The organism is Breznakibacter xylanolyticus (genome assembly GCF_003254275.1).
Lineage (GTDB): Bacteria > Bacteroidota > Bacteroidia > Bacteroidales > Marinilabiliaceae > Breznakibacter > Breznakibacter xylanolyticus.
On the sequence record NZ_QKZK01000008.1, the window covers coordinates 12717 to 36915 of the forward strand.

Annotated in this window: 23 protein-coding genes; 13 read left to right on the forward strand and 10 right to left on the reverse strand. The window is 52.0% G+C overall.

Features of this window, described 5'->3' with window-relative positions; genetic code table 11:
* Positions 1-450 precede the first annotated feature (450 nt).
* The 9 genes from LX69_RS06125 to LX69_RS06165 form a co-directional block, all read right to left on the reverse strand.
* Positions 451-3723: an Ig-like domain-containing protein gene (locus LX69_RS06125; protein ID WP_170124265.1), complete on the reverse strand. Its 3273-nt coding sequence runs from the start codon at positions 3721-3723 to the stop codon at positions 451-453.
* A 204-nt stretch (positions 3724-3927) separates the two neighbouring features.
* Complete coding sequence (locus LX69_RS06130; RefSeq protein ID WP_111444953.1) at positions 3928-4455, reverse strand: phage tail protein; 528 nt, start codon at positions 4453-4455, stop codon at positions 3928-3930.
* A 115-nt stretch (positions 4456-4570) separates the two neighbouring features.
* Complete coding sequence (locus LX69_RS06135) at positions 4571-5104, reverse strand: phage tail protein (protein ID WP_111444954.1); 534 nt, start codon at positions 5102-5104, stop codon at positions 4571-4573.
* Positions 5105-5138: 34 nt separating this feature from the next.
* The gene (locus LX69_RS06140; protein WP_111444955.1) at positions 5139-5663 is read right to left on the reverse strand and encodes an SAM-dependent methyltransferase; all 525 of its coding nucleotides are present in this window, start codon (positions 5661-5663) and stop codon (positions 5139-5141) included.
* Positions 5660-6145 carry a hypothetical protein gene (locus tag LX69_RS06145; RefSeq protein ID WP_111444956.1) on the reverse strand — a complete coding sequence of 162 codons (486 nt, stop codon included), beginning with the start codon at positions 6143-6145 and terminating at the stop codon, positions 5660-5662. The genes LX69_RS06140 and LX69_RS06145 overlap by 4 nt, the downstream gene beginning before the upstream one ends.
* A gap of 177 nt (positions 6146-6322) precedes the next feature.
* Positions 6323-7000 carry an ABC transporter ATP-binding protein gene (locus LX69_RS06150; protein WP_221621290.1) on the reverse strand — a complete coding sequence of 226 codons (678 nt, stop codon included), beginning with the start codon at positions 6998-7000 and terminating at the stop codon, positions 6323-6325.
* 220 nt (positions 7001-7220) lie between these two features.
* On the reverse strand, positions 7221-7898 hold the full coding sequence (gene modB / locus LX69_RS06155) for a molybdate ABC transporter permease subunit (protein WP_111444958.1): 678 nt from the start codon (positions 7896-7898) through the stop codon (positions 7221-7223).
* A gap of 24 nt (positions 7899-7922) precedes the next feature.
* Positions 7923-8666 (reverse strand): molybdate ABC transporter substrate-binding protein, encoded by a 744-nt coding sequence (gene modA / locus LX69_RS06160; protein WP_111444959.1) that lies wholly within the window; start codon positions 8664-8666, stop codon positions 7923-7925.
* A 151-nt stretch (positions 8667-8817) separates the two neighbouring features.
* On the reverse strand, positions 8818-9210 hold the full coding sequence (locus tag LX69_RS06165; RefSeq protein WP_111444960.1) for a winged helix-turn-helix domain-containing protein: 393 nt from the start codon (positions 9208-9210) through the stop codon (positions 8818-8820).
* Between the two features lie 460 nt (positions 9211-9670).
* On the opposite strand from LX69_RS06165, the gene LX69_RS06175 reads away from it, so the two are divergent.
* From LX69_RS06175 to LX69_RS06195, 5 genes are all read left to right on the forward strand, one after another.
* Entirely contained in the window at positions 9671-11242 is a 1572-nt protein-coding gene (locus LX69_RS06175; RefSeq protein WP_111444962.1) for a sigma 54-interacting transcriptional regulator, read from the forward strand.
* A gap of 191 nt (positions 11243-11433) precedes the next feature.
* Positions 11434-11904, forward strand: coding sequence for a GNAT family N-acetyltransferase (locus LX69_RS06180; protein ID WP_111444963.1), 471 nt, complete (start codon positions 11434-11436; stop codon positions 11902-11904).
* Positions 11905-12237: 333 nt separating this feature from the next.
* Positions 12238-12639, forward strand: coding sequence for a hypothetical protein (locus tag LX69_RS06185; RefSeq protein ID WP_111444964.1), 402 nt, complete (start codon positions 12238-12240; stop codon positions 12637-12639).
* 27 nt (positions 12640-12666) lie between these two features.
* Positions 12667-12906: a Nif11 family protein gene (locus LX69_RS06190; RefSeq protein ID WP_146260654.1), complete on the forward strand. Its 240-nt coding sequence runs from the start codon at positions 12667-12669 to the stop codon at positions 12904-12906.
* A 33-nt stretch (positions 12907-12939) separates the two neighbouring features.
* Positions 12940-13290 (forward strand): hypothetical protein, encoded by a 351-nt coding sequence (locus LX69_RS06195; protein ID WP_111444966.1) that lies wholly within the window; start codon positions 12940-12942, stop codon positions 13288-13290.
* 122 nt (positions 13291-13412) lie between these two features.
* On the opposite strand, the gene LX69_RS06200 is transcribed toward LX69_RS06195, so the two are convergent.
* The gene (locus tag LX69_RS06200) at positions 13413-13835 is read right to left on the reverse strand and encodes a hypothetical protein (protein ID WP_221621291.1); all 423 of its coding nucleotides are present in this window, start codon (positions 13833-13835) and stop codon (positions 13413-13415) included.
* Between the two features lie 470 nt (positions 13836-14305).
* Here LX69_RS06200 and nifH point away from each other — a divergent pair, with 470 nt between their 5' ends.
* The 8 genes from nifH (at position 14306) to nifB (ending at position 24128) form a co-directional block, all read left to right on the forward strand.
* Positions 14306-15130: a nitrogenase iron protein gene (nifH, locus tag LX69_RS06205; RefSeq protein ID WP_111444968.1), complete on the forward strand. Its 825-nt coding sequence runs from the start codon at positions 14306-14308 to the stop codon at positions 15128-15130.
* Positions 15131-15292: 162 nt separating this feature from the next.
* Complete coding sequence (locus tag LX69_RS06210) at positions 15293-15619, forward strand: P-II family nitrogen regulator (protein ID WP_111444969.1); 327 nt, start codon at positions 15293-15295, stop codon at positions 15617-15619.
* A gap of 248 nt (positions 15620-15867) precedes the next feature.
* Positions 15868-16233, forward strand: coding sequence for a P-II family nitrogen regulator (locus LX69_RS06215; protein ID WP_111444970.1), 366 nt, complete (start codon positions 15868-15870; stop codon positions 16231-16233).
* 17 nt (positions 16234-16250) lie between these two features.
* Positions 16251-17888 (forward strand): nitrogenase component I subunit alpha, encoded by a 1638-nt coding sequence (locus LX69_RS06220; protein WP_111444971.1) that lies wholly within the window; start codon positions 16251-16253, stop codon positions 17886-17888.
* A 74-nt stretch (positions 17889-17962) separates the two neighbouring features.
* The gene (locus tag LX69_RS06225) at positions 17963-19342 is read left to right on the forward strand and encodes a nitrogenase component 1 (RefSeq protein WP_111444972.1); all 1380 of its coding nucleotides are present in this window, start codon (positions 17963-17965) and stop codon (positions 19340-19342) included.
* A 633-nt stretch (positions 19343-19975) separates the two neighbouring features.
* Entirely contained in the window at positions 19976-21301 is a 1326-nt protein-coding gene (gene nifE / locus LX69_RS06230) for a nitrogenase iron-molybdenum cofactor biosynthesis protein NifE (RefSeq protein ID WP_111444973.1), read from the forward strand.
* A gap of 51 nt (positions 21302-21352) precedes the next feature.
* A complete protein-coding gene (locus LX69_RS06235; protein ID WP_111444974.1) occupies positions 21353-22726 on the forward strand; it encodes a nitrogenase component 1 in 1374 nt (457 codons plus the stop codon).
* 139 nt (positions 22727-22865) lie between these two features.
* Complete coding sequence (gene nifB, locus LX69_RS06240; RefSeq protein WP_111444975.1) at positions 22866-24128, forward strand: nitrogenase cofactor biosynthesis protein NifB; 1263 nt, start codon at positions 22866-22868, stop codon at positions 24126-24128.
* Positions 24129-24199: the final 71 nt, after the last annotated feature.

Here is a 24199-nt window from a genome sequence, read left to right on the forward strand (position 1 = left end):
GTTAACCCATCTTGCAGCTTTCCATCCAAAATTCATTAAAAAAACACCTTTTTTCACCTCAAAATAGGCTCTTTTGCTCTATTTGCTTTTGTAATACATTGATAATCAGTGTCTGAATTTTCGAAAAATCATTTGTAGTACACAAGGGGGTATTGTATATCAGCGGTTTACATGTTTACTTTGGGGCATGTATTTCAAAGTATCCATGCGCACCAACCCCGAAACGGGAATCTATAGCGGTTATTACCGTGTTTAGTGGAGAGCTAGCGTCATTACGCTACCTTTACAAAGCGAAAATCTGTAGTACACAAATCCGAACTCGAAAATGAACAATTCATTGAAATACAGGCGCTGGCTTTAGGATAGCTGCAAAATGGGTTAATAGGCAAACACGTTATATATACAAATGGGAAGAGAACTGAGGTAAATATAAAACGATGTAGCATCCCGCTACGCCGAAAATTCAACAAAAGAGCCGCCGGAAAAAACAAAAATGAGTTTCAACACCCGCTCATTCACTTTTACCAGGTAAGTGCCTTGTTTGAGATGACCCACAGGCACATCGCCATCCACATCAACCATCGTTTTTAAAACCACACGCCCGGTGAGGTCGGTGATGGTGACATCGGCAGGTTGCTCAATGCCCGATACTCTAAAGCTATCGGTGCAGGGGTTGGGGTAAACCGACAACGAAGGTTTGCGTTCATCGGCAATGCCGGTGCTCAGGGTGATGGTAAACGATGCCGTGGCCAGGTTTCCGGCCGCATCGGTCACGGTTAACACATAGCTGCCCGAGGCATTGATGGCGGTTCCCGATGCATATGCCACAGCCGTGCCTGCATCTTTGGCCAGGGTGGCACGCGATTGGGCTGAGGTGTAAGTGCCACTGTTAACAACTCCGCTGATCACAGGCGCCTCATTGTCGTAGGTGCGTGTGAGCGAAGTGGCTGCAGTGCAGAGGTTGCCGGCTGCATCTTGAGCCACACCGGCTGCAATGGCCACGGTGACCAGGCCTTGTCCCGATGGGGCGATGTTAACGGTATAGGTGGTTCCCGTTCCGGAGATTACACTGTATGTTCCGTTGGTCACCGTCAGGTCGCCAACCTCAAAGCCGGTGACCGATTCACTAAAGGTGATGGTGACAGGGATGGTTGATGCATTGGTTGAACTGTTCGATGCAGAAGTGATGCTAACCGTGGGCGACACATTGTCGAAGGTACGGGTGAGCGAAGTGGCTGCCGCGCTGAGGTTGCCGACCGCATCCTGCGCCACACCGGCTGCAATGGCCACGGTAACCAGGCCTTGTCCCACTGGGACGATGTTAACGGTATAAGTGGTTCCCGAACCTGCGAATCCGGAGGCCGTTCCGTTGGTCACCGTCAGATCGCCAGCAATAAAGCCAGTGACCGATTCACTAAAGGTGATGGTGACAGGGATGGTTGATGCATTGGTTGAACTGTTCGATGCAGAAGTGATGCTAACCGTGGGCGACACGTTGTCGTAGGTACGGGTGAGCGAAGTGGCTGCCGTGCTGAGGTTGCCGGCCGCATCCTGCGCCACACCGGCTGCAACGGCAACGGTGACCAAGCCTTGTCCCGATGGGGCGATGTTAACGGTATAAGTGGTTCCCGAACCTGCGAATCCGGATGCCGTTCCATTGGTCAACGTCAGGTCACCAACCACAAAGCCGGAAACCGATTCACTAAACGTGATGGTGACAGCAATGGGCGATGCATTGGTTGCACTGTTTGATGCAGAAGTGATGCTAACCGAAGGCGACCCAGTGTCGTAGGTGAAGTTCAGTTGGTTAGATGCCACATTGCCCAATTGCGCCACATCGAGTGCCGAAGCGTTGGGCAACGAAATGGATACAGCGCCTTGCGCTGATGGGGTTGCCGTAAGGGTGTACGTTTTTCCACTACCTGATAACGCGCTTAGGGTTGCATTGGTAACACTGAAATCGGACAGTGATAAACCGGTCACATCTTCACTAAAAGTCACCGTCACCGGAATGGCCGCGTTGGTGGTTGAAGGAGCTGTTGTGGAGAGAACAACGGTTGGGTTCACACTGTCGAAGGTGCGGGTCAACGAAGTGGCTGCCGTGCTAAGGTTGCCGGCTGCATCTTGCGCCACACCGGCTGCAATAGCTACGGTTACCAAACCTTGGCCAGATGGTGTTACCGAGAAAGTATAAGTAGTGCCACTTCCTGAGAAACTTCCGATAGTGCCATTGGTAAGGGTTACATCCGAAGAGATAAAATTAGTTACCGCCTCGCTAAAGGTTACAGTTACAGGAATGGGCGTGGTGTACGTGATGGCAGCTGATGTGCTTGTAATCGTTACCGTGGGCACAACGCCATCAATCACAATGGCTTTGTTGGCACCCAACGAATTGGCCGCGCCGGGGCTGGCCAACGTAAGGCTGGCATTGTTGCCGGCCACATCTTTAATGGTTCCTCCGGCCAGACTTAACGAGGAGGTGCTGGTATAATCCAAATCGGCACTTACATGACCAGTGCCTACAGTGTAACTGAAAGTCAGCGTTGATGAGCCGCTGCCCGAACTGTACGCTGCCGTCCCACCGGTGGCCAGTGCAAGCGTGGGGGTGCCGGTGACCACCACCGACTCGGAGAACTGAACCGTGATGGCAATCACATCGCCTATCTTATATGAACCATTGGCGGTCGATGCGCTCACTGTTGTGACCGAGGGCTCAACGCCATCCACTTTCACCCCGGCAGTGCTGCTCACGCTGTTCAAGGTCAGCGTGGCATTGTTGCCCGATCCGTCTTTTAATGTGCCCCCATTGGCGGTGATGGCCGATCCCACGCTCACGCCATCGGCATCGTTGTTGCCTGCTGCAACCGTGTAACGGAACGTCAGAGCTGAGGTGCCGCTGCCACTGTTGTATGCAGCATTCACCGTGCCGCCGGTATTCAGCGTGATGGGGAGGTAAGGCGTGCCTCCGGTGGCGTTCACCGTGATGGCTTTGTTAAAGTTAACCGTGAAATCGAGATTTTGACCGACCCCATAGGTGGCGTTGGCAGGCACTGCCACCGAGGTCACCATGGGGATAGTCCAATAGGTGTACTGATTGGCAGCACCGATGGTACTGGTTCCGCCTGCGGTGGTTACCGTTACGTTTACATTCCCGGCCGAACCCGCAGGGGCAGTGGCCGTGATTTGGGTGGTAGAATTAACTGTAAAACCGGTGGCTGCGGTTGAACCAAATTGAACCGCTGTTACTCCCGTAAAGTCGGTTCCGGTAATAGTGACAGATGTTCCTCCGCCTGCTGGACCACTGGTGGGTGAAATGCCGGAAACTGAAGGAGCTGCAAAATAGGCAACCGTTGGTGCAGTATTTCCAACTTCAACTTTCCATCCTGTGGTTGGAACGTTTGTTGATGTACTTTCGTTATAAAACCGCACGGTTCCTGTTCCACCCCGATCCGTCGATTCCCAAATTTCCCACTCTTCGCCATAGCTTGGATTATTGCGATATTCAAGCCGAAAAGTACTACCAGCCTTGTCGTAAAAGGCTCGGGTGGTTCCCGAAACAGTGGTTGTCCCGGCATAGGTATAGGTTCCGTTGGGTTCAGAACCGGTAGCTACACCCCCCGAGACAACAACCGTTTGGGCTAAAATCGTCCCGCTGGTAAGCAACAAAAGAACCAGCAGCGTGAAAAAGATTTTAATGGATTGCAAGCGTGAAAGGTGCGTCATTGCTTTGGGATGATTGTTACACCCCGGGAGATGATGATTTTGATTCCCGGGAGATTTGAACTGTTGAGAAGTAGTTGTGTCTTTCATTTTTACTGATTATATGGTAAATAATATCATTAATAACTCAAAAATGAACGGATGGGTTGAACTAATTGAACAAATATCGCCCCATCCTTCATCATATTATCTGATAAAAGACTCCTTTTAAGGTCTTACCGGGAAAAGACCTTGCCAACAAATAATATAGTTGAGACCCAGGGTGGGTTGCATGTTGTTGACAGGAGCACCGGTTCCGGTGGCACCAATGGCCTGCGCATTCATTTGCACATCGGTAGTAGCGGCATAATTACCACTGGTATCCTGATTAGGTGCCGGATAGTTGTTCTGAGGGGTCGCCACAATGTTTCGCCCGGTTGCGCTGGCATTGGCATTTAATGGGTGATTATGCGCCGGTAGCTGAGCGGTTGTTAAGGTATTGGTGTTGGTGCCTGTTTTCACTCCCAAATTAATGAGGGTTAATCCAGTTCCCTGGCGAGGTCCGGCAGGCACTCTTCCCCGAAGATCAGGCAAGGCAAAAGTGTTTCTTCCATCACCACCGTAAGTAACACCTATTACTGCATACAATGTCTGATATTGATTAACAGGGAGTAATTGACCGTCGCAAAAAAGCCATCCCTCAGGGGCAAAGTTGCCTGCAAAAAGTACGATTGATCCAACGAAAGCATCTTCCATAATTGAAAAGATTTAAGATAAATGAATTATAAAATAGTTCAAAGGAAGGTATGTACAAGGGCTTCCCAACCTAAGAAGTGGCACTAAACCATAAAGAGTGTGCCAGTCAATGAAATCAAGGACGTGCCGGGTAAAGCCCCTGGCAACAAATAATATAGTTGAGACCCAGGGTGGGTTGCATGTTGTTAACGGGTGCGGGTGTCGCTGTTCCTGCAATACCAATTGCCTGTGCATTCATTTGCACATCGGCTGTTGCGGCATAATTGCCACTGGTATCCTGATTCGGTGCCAAATAGTTGTTCTGAGGGGTCGGCACTATGTTTCGCCCGGTTGCGCTGGCATTGGCATTTAATGGGTGATTATGCGCCGGTAACTGAGAGGTTGTTAAGGTAATGGTGTTTGATCCCAATGCCTGACCTAAATTGATGGGTATTAAGCCATTTCCCTGGCGAGGTCCGGCAGGTACTCTTCCACGAAGGTCTGGCAAGGCAAATGTGGTGGTTCCGTTACCACCATAAGTAGTCCCAAGGAGTGAGAACAACGCATTATACTGATTAATATTCAGTATTTGACCATCGCAAAACATCCATCCCATTGGGGCGTAATTGCCTGCAAAAAGTACGATTGTTCCAAGATAAGCTTCATCCATGATTTGTTGAATTAAAAAGGTTTAACAATTGATTTTATTTAAAGTAAAAAACTTCTTTTTGTCCGGAGAGTTCCATCACTTCGGTGCTTCCTTCTACTTGCATGACAACATTGGGCAAATCGACCTGTTCATACCAAAAATGGAGCATTTGTCCCCACTGACAGGTAATGTCACACACTTTTAGGGGCATATTGAGTGAGCAGTCACCATCGCCCAGCTTATGCCCATTGTACACATCAATGGAGGTGTGTAACTGCAACAGATTGGCATCACAGGGTAAAGCGGGCAGCGATAGCGAGGCCGTAAAGTGATGCAAATGATTGGCATCAACCCGCATGGCTTCGCCTAAAGGGATGCGCACCACATTATCATATGTGTAGGTTTCGTCATTCCATTTCCCCCGCGATGAAAGAATGGCATTAATGGTGATGCGTTGTGGAATAAAAATGCCATGCGAAGGCATCTGTGGAATCAGATTTTGCATAATGGCCACCTGTGGCTCCTTTTTGAGGGCGGCCTGCATGGTTTCGGAAATCACCAGGTCGTACGGGTGCTTCACTTATAGGTCGATGCATCGGCCAGGTGCACTTCGCCCACAAAACCGCTCAGTCCCAGTTTCATCAGTACATCGGCAGTCGATTGCAATGATACCGGGTTGATGTCCATTAAATCGACCGTTAGTTCCCGGGGATTTAAATCAATGAGTAACGGGGTGATGAGAGCAGCATAGGGCCCTGTGCCGGCATACAACACCCTGATGGGGCGATGTGCATGAGTGGAAAGCTGATGGGCAATGGCCTGGTGGATGCCCCTGAGGAAGATGGCCGTTCGCTTCATCTCCAACAAACAATGGGCGGCTTGCGATGGGGAAATGGCCTTGCCCGATGGCAGATAAATATTGGCGTCGTTTTGATCGGTAATGGTGACCGGCGATAGTGATGTGTAAACCCGGTACATCGTGTCGACTGCCTGTTTCATGCAGGCAATGTCGTTGTGGCAATGCAGAATGAGATTTCTTGCCTGCTTTAATGCGTCAATCATTGGCAATCGAATAAGGGTATTGTGGTGGTTTTAAGTCATGTAAAGAAAATGATTAAATATTAAACAATTGTTGTTTGTGAATTTTTTTTTGAATCAATGTGTCAAAAAATCAAAAGGCGTTGTGGCGAGCGGGAGGTGTTGTCTTTCATACAGATGGAGGTGAATTTCTGCCCCTCTTCACGCCAACCTGTATTGCTGCCTCCCAAGTTCGTTCATCGCAAATATTTCCCCCGGCGCCCCTCGGTTAATGACTCTTCCCTGGCGCAGGTGCAGCACGTGCGAAGCCAGGCGGCACACTTCGGCCGGGTCGTGGCTCACCATTAGGGTGATGGTGCCCAGCAGGCGGTGGGCTTTGGCGATTTCGTCCTGCAGCGACAGGCGCATGTCGTAGTCGAGGGCCGACAGGGGTTCGTCGAGCAGTAACAGGTGGGGCTGCGAGGCCAGAGCACGAGCCAGAGCCACGCGTTGTTTTTGTCCACCCGAGAGCTGATGCGGCTTGCGATTGGCCAATGCCCCCAGTTCAAAGCAGTCGATGAGGTGTTGCGCCGATGGTAGGTGGGGTGTGCGCTGGCCAAAGCGGATGTTCTCGAGCACCGTCATGTTGGGAAACAGGGCGTAGTCCTGAAACATGTAGCCCACATTGCGTTGCTGCGGGGGCAGGTGGATGCCCCGCCCGGCATCGAACCACACTGTGCCGTTGAATTCGATGCGCCCGGCATCGGGGCGGGTGAGGCCGGCCAAAATGCGCAGCAGGGTGGTTTTGCCCGATCCCGAATGGCCAAACAGTGCCGTGAGGCTGTGGGGGGCAATGGATTCGCAAATCCTCAGCGGGCGAATGCCCTCGGAGGTCATCATGTTTCGGTGAATGTCGATGTGTAGCATAGCAGTGAGGGATGGGGATTAACGATTCAATGTCGTTGAGTTAGTGCGATTCATAGATGAGACAAGAAGATGATTAGACCAAAGACAGATAGATTAGACTGAAGAGACGAAGAGAACGGATTTATATATCTGTTTTGATCTCATCATCTGTTTCATTGTCTGACATCTTTTTCTCTTCACTAAACGGCATTGATTAACGATTCTCTTTTTTGTGCATGGCGTTGATGCTGTAAATAACCGTGAGCAGCACCAGCGAGGCCACAAAGAGCACCAGTGAGTAGCGGTTAGCGCCGGCAAAGTTGAGGGTTTGCACCTCGTCGTAAATGGCGATGGAGGCCACGCGGGTTTCGCCCGGCATGTTGCCCCCCACCATAATCACCACGCCAAATTCGCCAATGCAGTGGGCAAAAGTCATGGCCACGGCGGTGATGAGCGACGGCTTAATGTTGGGCAGGATGACCCTGAAGAAGGTGGTCAGTCTCGATTTTCCCAGTGTGTAGGCGGCTTCGCGCAGACTCACGGGCAGTGCCGCCAGCCCGTTTTGCAGGGGCTGAATCATAAAGGGCAGGCTAAACAGGACACTGGCAATGAGCACTCCCTCGAAGGTGAAGGCCAAGCGAATGTCGAACTGCTGTTGCAGCCAACGGCCGGGTGCATGGTCGGGGCTGTAGGCCGTGAGCAGGTAAAAGCCCAGCACGGTGGGGGGCAGCACCATGGGCATGCTGATGAGTGCCTCAACCAGCGGTTTGAGGCGGAAGTTATAAAACGCCAGCAGGCAGGCCACCGTCATGCCCACCACCAGCAGGATGGCGGTGGTGAGCAGGGCCAGTTGACCCGTCAGGGCAAGGGTGTCGACAAATGCAGTGTCCATGCGGTGGGGGTTTAAATGGGGTGATTAGTGAGGCGTGGTGTAGCCGTATTTTTCCCAAAGGGGCTTCATCTTCGGGGAGAGCACGTATTGAATAAATCGTTGCGTCTCGGGGTTGGCCACCGGGGTTTTGATGCGTACCAGCGACTGTTCGATGGGGGAGTGCAGCGACGTGTCAATCAGGTAATAGCGACCCTTGGCAGCCATCTCGGGCGAGAGCGCCAGCGATAGGGCAATGAAACCCACCTCGGCGTTGCCCGTGTAGGCAAATTGTGCTGTTTGGGTAATGTTTTCGCCATACACAATTTTGCCGGCCAGGCGTGTCATCAGGTTTTGCGCGGTGAACAGCTCGATGGTGCGGGTGCCGTAGGTGGCCACGTCGGGATTGGCCACAGCAATTTTTTTCACCCGGGTATCATCCAGCAGTGCCAGTCCTTTGCTTACATCCAGGGTGGTGCTGTACATCACCAGTTTGCCTTTGGCGTAAATGATGGCATCGCCCACCGTAGCGCCACGTTGTTTGAGTTTGGCGGGGAAGTCGGTGTCGGCGCTCATAAACAGGTCGAAGGCCGCCCCGTTGAGGATTTGTTGCGACAGCTTGCCCGAACTGCCATAGGTAATCAGGATGTTGGTTTTGGGATGTTCAGCCAGGTAGGCGGTTTTAATGTCGTCCAACACAAATTTGAGGTTGGCCGCTGCGGCAATGTTCAGTTTTTGTGCCTGGGTGGTTATCCCAATGGCGATGAGGATGATGGTGATGATGGTTTTCATGTTTGATGGTTTTTGTTTTGTTTTTTGGGGCGTAGAGACAGGGCATGCCCTGTCTCTACACCCCCCGCAACGCAATGCCCCCGTTATCAACCCAACAGAATAACGAATGATGAAAAAAAATGACCGTTGGGTCATTGATGAATGTTGCCTGTTATGAAAACAGGCAGTTGTTGAGTTGCCGGTTGCATTCCCTGAAGAATTCCATCAGTTCAATTTCCTTTTGGGCGTAGGTGTTGAGCAGTCGCAGCCCGTAAGAGCTTAGTTGGCATCCGCCGCCGTCGCGACCGCCTTTTTGCCGCAGCACAATGGGCATGGGCGAGAGGTGGTTCATGCGGTTGATGAGCGTCCAGGCGTGCTGGTACGACATTTTGAGGTTGCGAGCCGCTGCATTGATGGAGCCGTCCACAACAATTTGGTTGAGCAACCGATATTGTGTAGCCCCCATCAACAGTTCGTCTTTGCAGTAGATGGTGATAGAGCCATCCATGTTAAAGGCTTGTCGTTTGGTGCCGGGGGGGGTGAGGGGCTGGGGGTGTGCATTCATGGTGGGGCGATGTTGGGTTTACACGTGGGGCGCTCATTAGTGGAGTCCTTGAGGTGGTGATGAATGTATTTCAAAGGGTGTGCCTTTTTGTTTAACTGTCATGAAATGAATGGCGTGGTAGTGTATGTGGTGGAACTAAGTGGACGGTGCATGCTACGTATAGGTAGGATTTTTGGGCCTGTCTACATTTTTGTGGGTTTTTGATGCTGCGGTGGGATGTGCGACATGGGGGGGAATGGGAGATAATTGGTTTTTGATGGATGGTTTGAGGTGGGGTGGGTATGAGGCGTGTTTTTTTTGGGTGGAGATGTGTGTTTTGAGGGGGTGTAATCTAAAATCATTATAAATTTCCCATAAAGCCCGGGTGTGGTGGTGGGGTTGTTTTGATTTGATATAGTTTTGTGATGTAGAGTTTCTTTTTGAAAGTAAAAGAAAGTTAAAAGCATTAAAATTGTAAATCATGCCCGATTTTTTTGAACCTGTTGATGAGAATTGTTATGGGGTGAAGGAGTTGAACCTCTTGCTCGAGTTTAGCGATTTGCTGAGCAATAAGGAGATTGATCTGAACCGGGTCATCGGGCTGTTGGGGCAACACATCATGGCCGAGCGGATGATTTTAACCATCCTCAATCGCGAGAGCGCCCGCATCTTTATCGAGGGCACTTATGGCATCCCCGAGAGCGAAACCGCCGAAGTAATTTACAAGCTGGGCGAGGGGGTGGTCGGGTCGGTGATTAAAACCGGCGAAACGGTGTTTATTCCCAGTATTGCCGATTCCAAACTGTTTCTCAATCGCACGCACTCACCCACCTCGGTCGATGGGGTGGCCGTATCGTTTGTGTGTGTGCCCATTCGTTATAAAGATGAGGTGATTGGCACCCTCAGTTTTCATAAGGCCTACAGGCGGCTGCAGGCTTATGCCGAACATGCCCGTTTGCTCAAAATTGTGGGGTCGATGATTGGTCGTGCCGTGCGACGCAAGCAGGAGTATGCCGAGGAGATGGAGCAGCTGCGCTCGGAGAACAGCCAGTTGCGCGGTCAGCTTAAGGAGCGCATCAAGCCCGACTACATCAAGGGCAACTCGGGTAAGATGAACGAGGTGTTTGCACTCATCGACAGCGTGGCCTCCACCGATGCCACGGTGCTCATTCGCGGCGAGAGTGGGGTGGGAAAGGAGCTCATTGCCGATGCCATTCATTATAATAGCACGCGCAAGGCCATGCCGTTCATCAAGGTGAATTGTGCGGCATTGCCCGAGAACCTGATCGAGAGTGAGCTCTTTGGGCACGAAAAGGGTGCGTTTACGGGTGCTAGCAACGTGCGCATTGGTCGTTTTGAAGCGGCCGATGGTGGCACCATTTTCCTTGACGAATTTGGCGAGATTCCCCTCTCCACCCAGGTGAAGCTGTTGCGGGTGTTGCAACAGCGCGAAATTGAGCGCGTGGGCAGCACCAAGCCCATTCTGGTGAATGTGCGCATCATCTGCGCCACCAACCGCAACCTCGAAAAGCTCATTGCCAGCGGAGAGTTTCGCGAGGATTTGTATTATCGCATCAACGTGTTTCCGTTGTATGTGCCCTCGTTGCGCGAGCGCATCAACGACATTCCCGTGCTCACCGATTTCTTTATCGACAAATTCAACAAACGTCACGGCAAAAACATCAAGCGCATCACTTCTATGGCCATCGACATGCTGATGGTGTATCACTGGCCGGGCAACATCCGCGAACTGGAGAACTGCGTTGAACGAGCTTGCATTCTGTGCAACGATGGCGTCATCAGGGCGCACAACCTGCCGCCCACGCTGCAAACGGCCGCATCGAGCAAGACGGGCGAAACCGGAACGCTGGAAATGATTCTCGAGAAACACGAAAAGCAAATCATCATCGACGCCCTGGTGTCGACCAAGGGCAACATGGTGAAGGCCGCCACCCTGCTGGGCATCACTGAGCGAATGATGGGCATCCGCATCAAAAAATATGACATCGACCCCAAGCGCTTCAAGACCAAACATATCGAGGAGGGGGGCTGATTTTTTGTGTCCGCCGGCTAAAGCTGGCGGCAATTCATCTGGCGACAATTCATCTGACTATTTGTCTAAATGCTTTTTTCAGATGTTGAATGAATCTTACCTTTGCCATTCTTCCAGGCTCGGGATGATGCTATAAAGTCTTGCGTCTTGATACTTATGTCTTGATACTCCCATCTTAATACAACTACACAATGCCCCTCATTGACTTTCTGTTTTGCGACTACGAAAATCCCACGCATTTGCAAGAGCTGGCGCGCATGCTCAATCACTACATGGCCGACCCCATGGGCGGGGCCGAGCCACTCAATAAACTTCAACAGCTGCGCCTGGTAGATGGGCTGGCCAATCATCCGGCGTCGTTTGTGTTGTTTGTCACGGTTGATGATCAAGTCGCCGGCATGGCCACATGTTTTATCAATTTTTCCACCTTTAGGGTCAAACCCTACATCAATGTGCACGACATTGTGGTGGATACCCGTTATCGTGGTCAGGGGTTGGGACGGCAACTGATGCAGCGCATCATCGACATTGCCGCCGAGCGCGACTATTGCAAGGTGACCCTCGAAGTGCGCGACGACAATTTCGTGGCTCAGTCGCTCTATCGCAGCCTGGGGTTTGATGAGTGTGAGCCCAGAATGTATTTTTGGCAGAAGGTGCTGTAGTGAAGCAAAGTCCCCTGAAAGCCCCCCTAAATCCCCTGAAGGGGGACTTTGGGTTTGTTTCGTCTTTAATTGCTTTATTAGGTTTGTTTTGCACTTCTTTCCTCAGGCACTTTGTCGCTTTCTTCCTTTGCTGCTTCTCTTTTGCACTCTCCTCCTTTGCCACTTTGCTACTTTCCTCCTTTCCCCCCTCCCCGTCATTTTTACTCATTTTTCCCTACCTAAATGTAGTGCGTAAGATGAGGGGGTGTTTGTTAAGTGGTAGACATTCAGGTGTTAGTGTGTTGTGGTACGGCGTTTGTTTTATCGGCATCAGTAACCCTAAAGCACGAAATTATGAAAGTCGTTATTCCCGTCATCGACAAAAATGCCCAGCGATACACCATTGCCGATGGTTTTAGCGAAACCGAGTGCATCTGTATTTACGACACGCACGACAATGATGTGGTGTGGCTCGAGAAGCGCTCCATCAGTCAGGACATGAGCGAGCTGCTGCCCGAGCTGGCACGCAACCAAATGACTCACATCATCACCCGATCGGTGCAGCCCATGGCTTTGAGTGTGCTTACGCGCAGTGGTTTCTCGGTGTTCAAGTCGATGGGCGACAACTTGTTTCTCAATCTCGAGTTGTTCAATCGTGAGTGTCTGCCCATTTTCAATATGAACGCGGCGATGCTCAATGCTTCGTCATGTGGCGGCGCCTGCAGTACCTGCCGGTCGGCCGACTGTAAAAACTGATTGAACCACCTTAAAAACCATTTCACCATGTCCATTGCCAATGCCATGACGTTCATTAAGAATGTCGAAACCAACAAGTCGCTGCGCAAGGCTTGCTATGCCTGCAAAAGCAAAGATGAGTTGCTGGCCATGCTGGCCGGCCAAAAAATGGCCTTCTCGCAGTTTGAGTTCGATGAGGCCGTGAATGTGATGCTTTTTAAGTGTCAAAGTTACGAGCAGGCCGACTCGGTGAAGCAGACCGAGGTTTGGTTCAGCCTTTTTAGATGAATGCCATCCATCCATCCATTAAAATCAACTCTCATGATACACGACACATTATCTGCCGCACCCCTTTCGGGGCAACCGGTTCGCTTTAATAACCTCGACAAGGTTCGCTTTATCATCAAAGATGCCACCAGCCTGGATGTGGCTTATGCTTACGACGATTTGGTGTTTGCCGAAAATGCCGTCTTCATCCTGCAATTCGACCCGCTGGATACCCGTGCCTATTTTTGCTATTTCAATGCCGACTGTCATGAGGCCAATCGGGTGGCCTTGATGGCCAGTCTGCATGCTTCGGCCGAGCTTAACGCCGCATCTATCACTTATAAGGGGCAGTTTGAGCTGTTGATGAACGGGCAGGAGGATACTTTTGGTGTGCGCTTTTTTTAATATGAATGTTTGAATATTTGCCGTTGAAAAAGGGTGCCGCATGCGGCACCCTTTTTTTGTTGTTGATTTGGTTTAAACCTTCGGGGTTTTTAAAACCCCGAAGGTTTGAACCATCAATGCAATTAACCCAATGAATTTATTCTTTTTTCGACCAACGCTTTTATTTCGCCAATGCCGGTGATCATTTGTTCGATGTCGGCATCGGTGGGGGTGCGGTAGCCAAAGCCTTCGAGAGAGCAGATGGCTTCAAATTTGCCCACCAAAATGCAGGTTTGTTTCATGGTGTCGGTCAGTTCGGGCTCCACGGCTTTAGTTTCGTTGAACAGGGCTTGCGGCATGTGGTGTTCGGCGTGTTGGTCGTAGCTGGCCAGCAGACCCACGAAGTATTTCTCAACGCACATCACGGCCATGTTGTAGCGCAAATCGTTGTTGAATCGTTTGGAGCTGGTGAGGCCGCGCAGCAGAGCCATGTAGTAGCCGTTGGCATATTCTATGCAGTCGGTGGCCAGTTTTTTCATTTCGAGGTCTGTGGTGAGTGTTTCCATAATTGTGCGTTTTAGTAGGTGAATGATGCGTCAGGGGAAAGCCTGTGAGGGCATCAATGCAAATGGCATACCGAAAACAGGATGGCGGTGTGTTTGTGTGGGGGTGCCCTCTTGTTTGTGAGGGGGTAATGTGTGGTAAATGTGTGTCTATTGCGCACTTGACCCTGTATTGATAAGGGTGATTGGTTGAAATTAACTTGAAATGACCGATGATGCCAAAAAATACCGTGCCAAACTTCTCTTGTAAAGCTACATTAATGTAGGACACCCCCCGGGGAGGTACATATTTGTAAAGGTTTGAAATCCCTTAGTACCCCCATTAGATTATAATCATTCTTGATAAAAAACATATAAATCTGAAAAAGAACCCCTTTGATGATGGGGTGGTGTGAATTTGAAAAGGTGTATTTCGGTTTGGCATGGTTGTTTCTATACCCTTGTCAGGTTAAACAACTAAAAAACTGGAAAACATGAGAAAAATTGCAATTTATGGGAAAGGCGGTATCGGGAAAAGTACCACCACTCAAAACACAGTGGCCGGTTTGGCTGAATTGGGAAAAAACGTGATGGTAGTGGGTTGTGACCCCAAGGCTGACTCCACCCGTCTGTTGCTTGGCGGTTTGGCTCAAAAAACAGTTTTGGACACCCTGCGCGACGAAGGCGAGGACATTGACCTGGATGATGTGCTCAAAAAAGGATTTGGCAACACCAGCTGCGTTGAGTCGGGTGGTCCTGAGCCGGGGGTAGGATGCGCCGGTCGTGGTATCATCACTTCCATCAACCTGCTGGAACAGTTGGGCGCTTACGATGACGACAAACAACTCGACTACGTGTTTTACGACGTATTGGGTGACGTGGTGTGCGGTGGTTTTGCCATGCCAATCCGCGACGGGAAAGCTCAGGAAGTGTACATCGTTTGCTCGGGTGAGATGATGGCCATGTATGCTGCCAACAACATCTGCAAATCTATCGCCAAGTTTGGAAAAGTAGGCGATGTGCGTCTGGGCGGACTCATCTGCAACTCACGTAAAGTGGACAACGAAGCCAACATGATTGAAGAGTTTGCCAAACAGTTGGGAACCCAAATGATTCACTTCGTGCCACGTGACAACATGGTGCAGCACGCCGAAATCAACCGTAAAACCGTAATTGACCATGCTCCCGCCCATCCGCAGGCCGACGAGTACCGTGCCTTGGCTAAAAAAATCAACGATAACACCATGCACGTTATCCCAAACCCCTTGTCCATCGAGAAACTTGAGAAGTTGCTCATCGACTTTGGTATCATGAACTAACAAACGGCGAAGAGCGATGATTGGGTTCCGGACAGACGGACAAGACAAAAAAACGGATGCTCTATTCTTGATTTATCTTCTCTGTCTGTTTTCCGCGCCAATCATCGTCTTCCCTCACAATCATCAATTCATTGTCCATAAAAAGTAAAAGGAGGAAACCCTATGTTTTTATTAAGAGCCATTGTACGTCCCGAAAAATCACCCGTGGTGATGAAAGCGTTGTTCGATGCCGGTTTTCCGGCGGTAACCAAAAGCTCCGTGTTTGGTCGCGGTAAGCAGCGTGGTCTTAAGGTTGGCAACGTCACCTACGACGAACTGCCCAAAGACCTGTTGATGATCATGATTAACGAAAAGGACAAGGACTTTGTGGTGGAAACCATCATGAATGCGGCTCGCTCGGGCGAGAACGGTCAGTTTGGCGACGGTAAAATCTTTGTCACTCCGGTGGTAGAGTCATACACCATCTCAAGCGGTAAAAAGGAAATTTAACCAGCGGGGAGTCTTGGTGTGGGGCTTAACACAGAGTCAGAATAAACGCAAAGGCGCGAAGGCGCTGAGTTATTTTGTTGCGCCATGCGTTTAAATAACAAAGCAGATAACTCAAAAGAGTTATATAATAGATGTTAAGATACAGAGGGAGAATCGGAGTTCCTGTGTCAGGCATTGAAAACTCTGTGCCTCTGTGTTCATTGAAAACTCGGTGTCGAGAAATCAGTTTCACATTAAAATCTATCATCATGAAGTTAATACTTGCCATCATACGCATCGCTAAGATGCAGGAGACCAAGGAGGCCCTCTCGGCCGTTGATCTCCCATCTTTCACCGCCATGTCGGTGCTCGGGCGGGGTAACGGCCACGGCGACCTCGAAAAGGCTGCCGAAGTGAGCGCCCAGTACCACGAGCTCATCACCGACATGCCACGTCTCAAATCCAAACGGATGATCACCCTGGTGGTCACCGACGACAAAAAAGATTTGGCCGTGCAAACCATTATTAAAGCCAATCAAACCGGCAAAAGCGGCGACGGGAAAATCATTGTGGTCAATGCCACCGATTCTATCCGCGTGCGCACCGGCGAACGAGGCGATTCGACACTTGATTAATTGAGGAGGACAATACTATGGGCGACAAAAAGAAAGTGGACTTGACGACCTTTAAGGACGCAGTCCTGGATAAATACCCCAAAAAAGTGGGGAAAAAACGGGCCAAGGCCATCATCAATAACGACCCCGACAATATGCCGGTCATTCAGGCCAACATCCGCACCATCCCCGGCATCATCACCCAGCGCGGGTGTACTTACGCCGGTTGTAAAGGGGTGGTGCTCGGGCCTACCCGTGACATTGTGAACATCACGCACGGCCCCATCGGTTGCGGTTTTTACTCGTGGCTCACTCGACGCAACCAAACTAAAACAGAAAGCGATCAGGATGCCAACTTCATCCCTTACTGCTTCAGCACCGATATGCAGGACAGCAATATCGTGTTTGGCGGAGAGGAAAAACTGAAACAAGCCATCCGCGAAGCCCGCGAACTCTTCAATCCCAAGGCCATTGCCATTTTTTCGACCTGCCCCGTGGGGTTGATTGGTGACGATGTGCACCGTGTGGCCCGACAAATGAAAGAGGAGTTCAACAACGAGGTCAACATTTTTGGGTTCTCGTGTGAAGGTTACCGCGGTGTGTCACAAAGTGCCGGTCACCACATTGCTAACAACCAGTTGTACAAAAACCTTATTGGCAACGACGACAACGTCACGCCCAAATCAAAGTTCCGCGTCAACCTGTTGGGCGAGTACAACATTGGCGGCGATGCTTTCGAAATTGAACGCATCTTTGAGAAATGCGGCGTTGAGCTGGTCTCTACCTTCTCGGGCAACTCCACCGTGTCGTCGTTTGAGCAGGCTCACACGGCCGACCTCACCCTGGTGATGTGTCACCGTTCTATCAACTATGTGGCCGAAATGTTGGAGACCTCCTTTGGGATACCCTGGTTCAAGGTGAGTTTCATTGGCGCACAGGCATCGGCCAAGGCCATGCGCAAGGTGGCCGCTTATTTCAACGATCCCGAGCTCACCGAGCGCATCGAAAAAGTGATTGCCGAAGAACTCAAAATTGTTGAAGCCGCTCGCCAGGTGGCGCTGCCCAAAACCAATGGCAAAACGGCCATGCTTTTCGTAGGCGGATCGCGGGCTCACCATTATCAGGATCTGTTTGAAGAATTGGGCGTGACCACCCTCTCGGCCGGTTACGAATTCGGTCACCGCGACGATTACGAAGGACGCCGCGTGATCCCAACCATCCAAATTGATGCCGACAGCCGCAACATCGAGGAAATCACTGTCACCAAAGACGAAGCCCGCTTTAAGGAGCGCATGACCCCCGATGTCCTCAAGAAAATGGAAGACGCCCTGGGCAAAGACGAAGTGGAATACAACGACTACAACGGTCTCATGGCTCAAATCGGCAAAGGAGCCCTGGTGATTGACGACCTCAGCCACTACGAAATGGAAAAACTCATCGAGCTCTACCATCCCGACATCTTCTGTGCCGGTATCAAAGAGAAGTATGCTGTGCAAAAAATGGGCATCCCTCTCAAACAGCTGCACAACTACGATTCGGGCGGCCCTTATGCCGGATTCCAAGGCGCCATGAACTTTTACAACGACATCGCCATGATGGTTTCTACCTCCATCTTCAAGGAAATCAAAGCCCCCTGGGAGCGCGAAGAAGTCGTGGAAGCTTCCTATGTCTATTGATATTTCTCATCCTGTCAGGGTGTGAAACCCTGACAGGGTCAGAAAAAATTGAAACAATTTAAAACATCATTCCCATGCTACTACGTCACACAACCCCCAAAGAAATAGACCGGCAGGCCCTTACCATCAACCCCGCCAAGACCTGTCAGCCCATCGGTGCCATGTACGCCGCCTTAGGATTGCACGGATGCCTGCCCCACAGCCACGGCTCGCAAGGTTGCTGCTCTTACCATCGAAGCGCCCTGACCCGCCATTTCAAAGAGCCCGTGATGGCCGCTACCAGCTCCTTCTCCGAAGGCTCTTCGGTGTTTGGCGGTTCGGCCAACCTCGTGCAGGCCATCGACACCATCTTTACCGTCTATAACCCCGACATCATTGCCGCCCACACCACCTGCCTGAGCGAAACCATTGGTGATGACATGACCCAAATCGTGTCCAAAGCCCACGAAGACGGTGTGGTACCCGAAGGCAAGCACGTCATCTATTGCAACACCCCCAGCTACGTGGGAACCCACGTCACCGGATACGCCAACCAGGTGACCGCTTTTGTCAAATTCTTCTCAAAGGCCACGCCCAAAAAACGCAACGTCGTGAACCTGGTGGCCGGATGGATGGAACCCGCCGACATGCGCGAAATCAAACGCATGGCCAACGTCCTGGAAGCCCGCACCATCATGTTCCCCGACATGTCCGACGTGCTCGACGCGCCTCTCGACGGCAAGCACCACATGTACCCCAAGGGTGGTACCACCATCCCCGACATGGTGGCCACCGGCGACAGCAAGTTCTCCATCGGATTGGGCAAATACACCACCGAAGATGCCTGCATCCTGCTCGACAACAAGTGCAAGGTTAAATTCGAAGTGGTCGATATCCCCATCGGCCTCAAGGCCACCGACCGATTCATCACTTCGCTCAGTCGTCATGCCAACGTGCCCGTGCCCGATGCCATCACCGACGAACGCGGCCGTCTCATCGACTTCATTGCCGACAACCACGGCCACTTCTATGGCAAACGCGTGGCGCTGTGGGGCGATCCCGACACCCTCATCCCGCTGTGCGAGTTCCTCGTTTCCATGGACATGCGTCCCGTGTACATCGTCACCGGAACTCCCGGAAAACCCTTCGACGAGCGCATGGCCGCCATCCTCAAGGACATCCCCGAGGTTAAGTTCATGAGCGGCGAACGCGCCGACATGTTCCGCATGCACCAGTGGATTAAGCAAGAAGGCGTCGACCTGCTCATCGGAAACACCTATGGCAAGTACATTGCCCGCGACGAGAACACCCCCTTCGTGCGACTGGGATTCCCCATCGCCGACCGTGCCGGACACAACTTCAACCCCAAAACCGGCTACGTGGGCGCCACCAACCTGGCCATCGACATCCTAAACGCACTGCTCGATCACCGCGACCGCACATGCGCCGAGGAAAAATTCGAATTCCAACTATAGTCTCTCTCTTCTGTATCGCGTTTTTTTCAACCCTGCCCCAACGTTTTGTTGGGGTGGGGTTTTGTGCGTTCCGTCCGTTTTGTCCGTTTCGTCCGTAGAGACAGGGCATGCCCTGTCTCTACCTGCATGTCGTGCCGGCAATGCCCCCCTAAAAATGTTACAACCCGAAATTTCGCCTCCGTTTTTTGCTGCAAACGTGCAGCAGCCTAAAATTCCTCGTGGATAGCTCCTGCACGTCTGCAGCAGCCTAAAATTCCGCGTGGTTTGCTCCTGCACGTCTGCGGCGACCTAAAATTCCGCATTTTGACCTGCTGCACGTCTGCGGCTGGCCGTCGTGTCGGAATGGCGGTCGTCGTTATCGTCATTGTCATCGTCATCGTAGAGACAGGGCATGCCCTGTCTCTACCCCCCCCCGCCCAATCCTACCCAAACGTAACATTCCCCCCATAACCCCACCCCGATGTACCCCTTTTCAACGCCCCTGTTTTAGGGTGCGAAAATTATCCCGCACACCATCAGTTGGTTATGTGTGTGGTAAATGTTAAAATCCAGGCGTGGCACGGTTTTTAGATATCCTTCATCACGCAATACAGTCATACAATCGTCAAACCAACGATAGAGGAGGGTGAACCGATGAGCTACATTCTGAACGAGAGAAAAAATCAAGTGTCACACGCCGGCATCAACGCCGACACCGTGGCCTGCAACAAGCCCAGCCTGGCCGGAAGCGTGAGTCAGCGCGCCTGCGTGTTTTGCGGCTCCCGCGTGGTGCTGTACCCCATTGCCGATGCTCTGCACCTCATTCACGGCCCCATTGGCTGCGCGGCCTACACCTGGGACATCCGCGGATCCATGTCGTCGGGCCCCGAGTTGCACCGCATGAGCTTCTCAACCGACCTGCACGAAAAAGAAGTCATTTTTGGCGGCGAGCCCAAACTTTATGCCTCCCTCATCGAGCTCATCGACAAGTACCAGCCCAAGGCCGCCTTCGTTTACACCACTTGCATTGTGGGCGTCATTGGCGACGACGTGGAGCGCATTTGCCGACAAGTGACCCGTGAAAAAGGCATCCCCGTGCTTCCTGTGCAGGCTCCCGGATTCCAGGGTTCAAAAAAGGATGGATATAAGGTGGCCTGCGAAACCCTTTTCAACCTGGTGGGAACCCTTAATCTGCCCACCCCTAAGTACAGCATCAACATCCTGGGCGACTTCAACCTGGCCGGAGAGCTGTGGATATTGCTCGATTACTACAAGCGAATGGGGGTGCACGTCAATGCCACCATCACCGGCGACGGCCGTGTCGATGCCATCCGCAACGCTCACAACGCCGCCCTCAACGTGGTGCAATGCTCCGGATCGATGAACTATCTGGCAAAAATGATGAAGGACACCTACGGCATTCCCTCCATGCGTGTCTCCTACTTTGGTATCGAGGACATGAGCGACGCCCTTTACGATGTGGCTCGTTTTTTCAAAAGCGATGAAATGATGGACAAAGCCCGTGATCTCGTCCGCGACGAGTTTCAGCGTCTGATGCCTGCCCTGGCCTGGTATCGTGAGCGACTGCAGGGCAAAAAAGCCGCTATTTACGTTGGTGGTGCCTTCAAGGCCATCTCGCTCATCAAAGCGCTGCGGCTCATTGGCGTGCAGTCGGTCATCGTGGGCTCGCAAACCGGCACCCCCGAAGATTACGAGCTCATCAAACAGCTCTGCGATGAGGGAACCATCATTGTCGATGACTCCAACCCTGTGGAGCTCTCCAATTTTGTGAAGGAAAAGGAGGCCGACATTTTCATTGGCGGCGTCAAGGAACGACCCATCGCCCACAAAATTGGCCTCGGGTTTTGCGACCACAACCACGAGCGCAAAGAGCCTCTGGCCGGTTACGAAGGCATGATGAATTTCGCCAAAGAGATATACGCCACCGCCATGAGCCCCGTGTGGCGATTCACCAAATAATTGTAGAGACAGCCCATGGGCTGTCTCTATCCATCAAAAAAACAAAAAAATATGAAACCCACATACACCTCCACCCGCAACGCCTGCAAACTGTGTGCTCCCCTGGGCGCCTCGCTGGTATTCAAAGGCATCGAAGGCTGCGTGCCCCTCATTCACGGGTCACAGGGCTGTGCCACCTACATTCGCCGGTACATGATCAGCCACTACAAAGAACCGGTGGACATCGCCTCGTCCAACTTTAGCGAAGAGACCACCGTGTTTGGCGGCAACAAAAACTTCATCACCGGCATCAATAACATCCGCTCACAATATCATCCCGATGTGGTGGGCATCGCTTCCACCTGTTTGAGTGAGACCATCGGGGAAGATGTGCCCGGGCTGATCCGAGAGTATGGCGAAGTGAATGCCGGGACGCACATCCCCCGATTTGTCAACGCCTCCACCCCCAGCTATTGCGGTACCCACATGGATGGCTTTCATCACACCGTCACTGCCACCCTCAAAGCCATGGCTCAGGCCGGAACCCAAGGGGAGCACATCAACATTCTGCCCGGGTTTGTGTCGCCGGCCGACCTCCGCTATCTCAAAGAGGTGCTCGAAGATTTTGGCATCGACTACGTGTTGTTTCCCGATTACTCCGAGAGTCTCGATAACGTGCACACCCGCGAGTACCAGCTCATTCCCTCGGGTGGCACACCGGTGCGGCGCATCGAAATGACCGGAACAGCCAAGGCCACCATCGAGTTTGGTACCGTGTTCAACAAAGGCGCCGTGCGCACCAAGGGACCCAATCACATCGAGAGCGCCGGCGAATATCTTCAACGCGCCTTCGACGTGCCCAACCATCAGATGCGCATGCCCATTGGCATTGATGCTTCCGACAAGTTTTTCGACACGCTGGCCACCCTCAGTGGTCGTCCTGTGCCCGAGAAGTATCAAAAGGAACGCGGCCGCCTGATTGATGCCTATGTGGATGCTCACAAGTACGTCTTTGGCAAACGGGCAGCCCTGTACGGCGAAGAAGATCTGGTGCTGGGAATGGTGGGTTTCTTCGAGGAGATTGGCGTGCACACCGTGTTGGCCTCTTCGGGCGGCGAAAGCGGCTTGCTCAAGCGTGAGGTCGATAAGCTGCTGCAAACCGACAACGACACCCGGGTGGTCAATGGCATGGACTTCGCCTCCATCCGCGAAGAGGTGAAGGCGCTTGCCCCCGACTTCCTCATCGGCAACAGCAAAGGTTACTACATCAGCCGCGAGCTGCAAATCCCCCTGGTGCGCATCGGTTTCCCCATTCATGATCGTTTTGGCGCTGCCCGCATACACCACATCGGCTACCGCGGCACCCAGGAGTTGTTCGACCGCGTGGTCAACGCCATCATCGAATACAAGCAAGACCATGCTTCGGTAGCTTACAAATACATTTAGGTGAATTGATGTGAGATATAAGACACAAGTATCAAGACACAAGTATCAAGACGCAAGATGAATTTAGTAGAGATTTAGGATGCTTGATACTCACATCTTGATACTTGATACTCGAAAATTAAATTTAAAACCAACAGCCATGACAACCACCACCGCACAACACCCCTGTTTTGACGAGAGCGCCAAGCACACCCATGCCCGGGTGCATCTGCCAGTGGCGCCGCAGTGCAACATTCAGTGCAACTACTGCAACCGCAAGTTCGATTGTGTCAACGAGAGCCGTCCCGGGGTGACCTCGTCGGTGCTGGCGCCTTTTCAGGCGGTGGCGTACCTCAAGGCGTTAGACGAGCGCATTGAGAACCTCTCGGTCATTGGCATTGCCGGCCCTGGCGACCCGTTTGCCAACCCCAAAGAGACCATCGAGACCATGCGGCTGGTGAAGGCTGAGTTCCCCGATAAAATCTTTTGTCTCTCGACCAACGGGCTTAATTTGGAGCCTTACATCGACGAGATTGCCGCTCTAGGCGTTACTCACGTTACCATCACCATCAACGCCATCGACCCCGAAATCACTGCTAAGGTGTATCGCTGGGTGCGGTTCGAGAAAAAGGTGTATCGCGGAGTTGAAGGAGCGCGGTTGCTGCTCGAACGTCAGCTGGCCTGCATCCCCAAGCTCAAGGCACATGGCATCACCGTGAAGATCAACAGCATCATCATGCCCGGCATCAACGAGGATCACATTGTGGAGGTGGCCAAACACTGCGCTTCGCTCGGAGCCGATGTCATCAACTGCATCCCCATCATCCCCACGGCCGAAACCGAGTTTCAGGACATGCCCAAGCCCGATAGCAAGATGGTGTTCAAAACCCGTCTGCAAGCCGGCGAATACCTCAAGCCCATGAACCACTGCGCCCGTTGTCGCGCCGATGCGGCCGGCTTGCTGGGGCAGGATTTGAGCGACACCCATGTGCTGCTCAAGGAGTACGCCTCGCGCCCCAAAGTGGATGCTTCCGATCGTCCCTACGTGGCCGTGGCTACCAACGAAGGTTTGCTGGTGAACATGCACATGGGCGAGGTGAGGGACATCTACATCTTTAAGCAGTCGCCCAAGGGATTCCAGTTTGTCGAAACCCGCAAGGCGCCCAAGGCCGGTGGCGGCGATGCCCGATGGGTGGAGCTGGCGCGACTGCTAAGTGACTGCCGGGCCATGCTGGTGTCGGGCGTGGGCGAAACCCCCAGATCGATTCTCGACAACTGCGGTGTGCGCGTGGTTGAAATGACCGGCCTTATCGACGAGGGGCTCGAGGGCATTTATCACAATAAACCCATCAAGAGCATTGCCAAACCCGATGCCTTTAAATGCGGAAGCGGATGCAAAGGAAATGCACAGGGGTGCGCGTAGTAGATACGCCATTAATGGCGTATCTACCGCCCCCCATAAAATGGCGTCTCTACCGCCTAAAAATACCATTT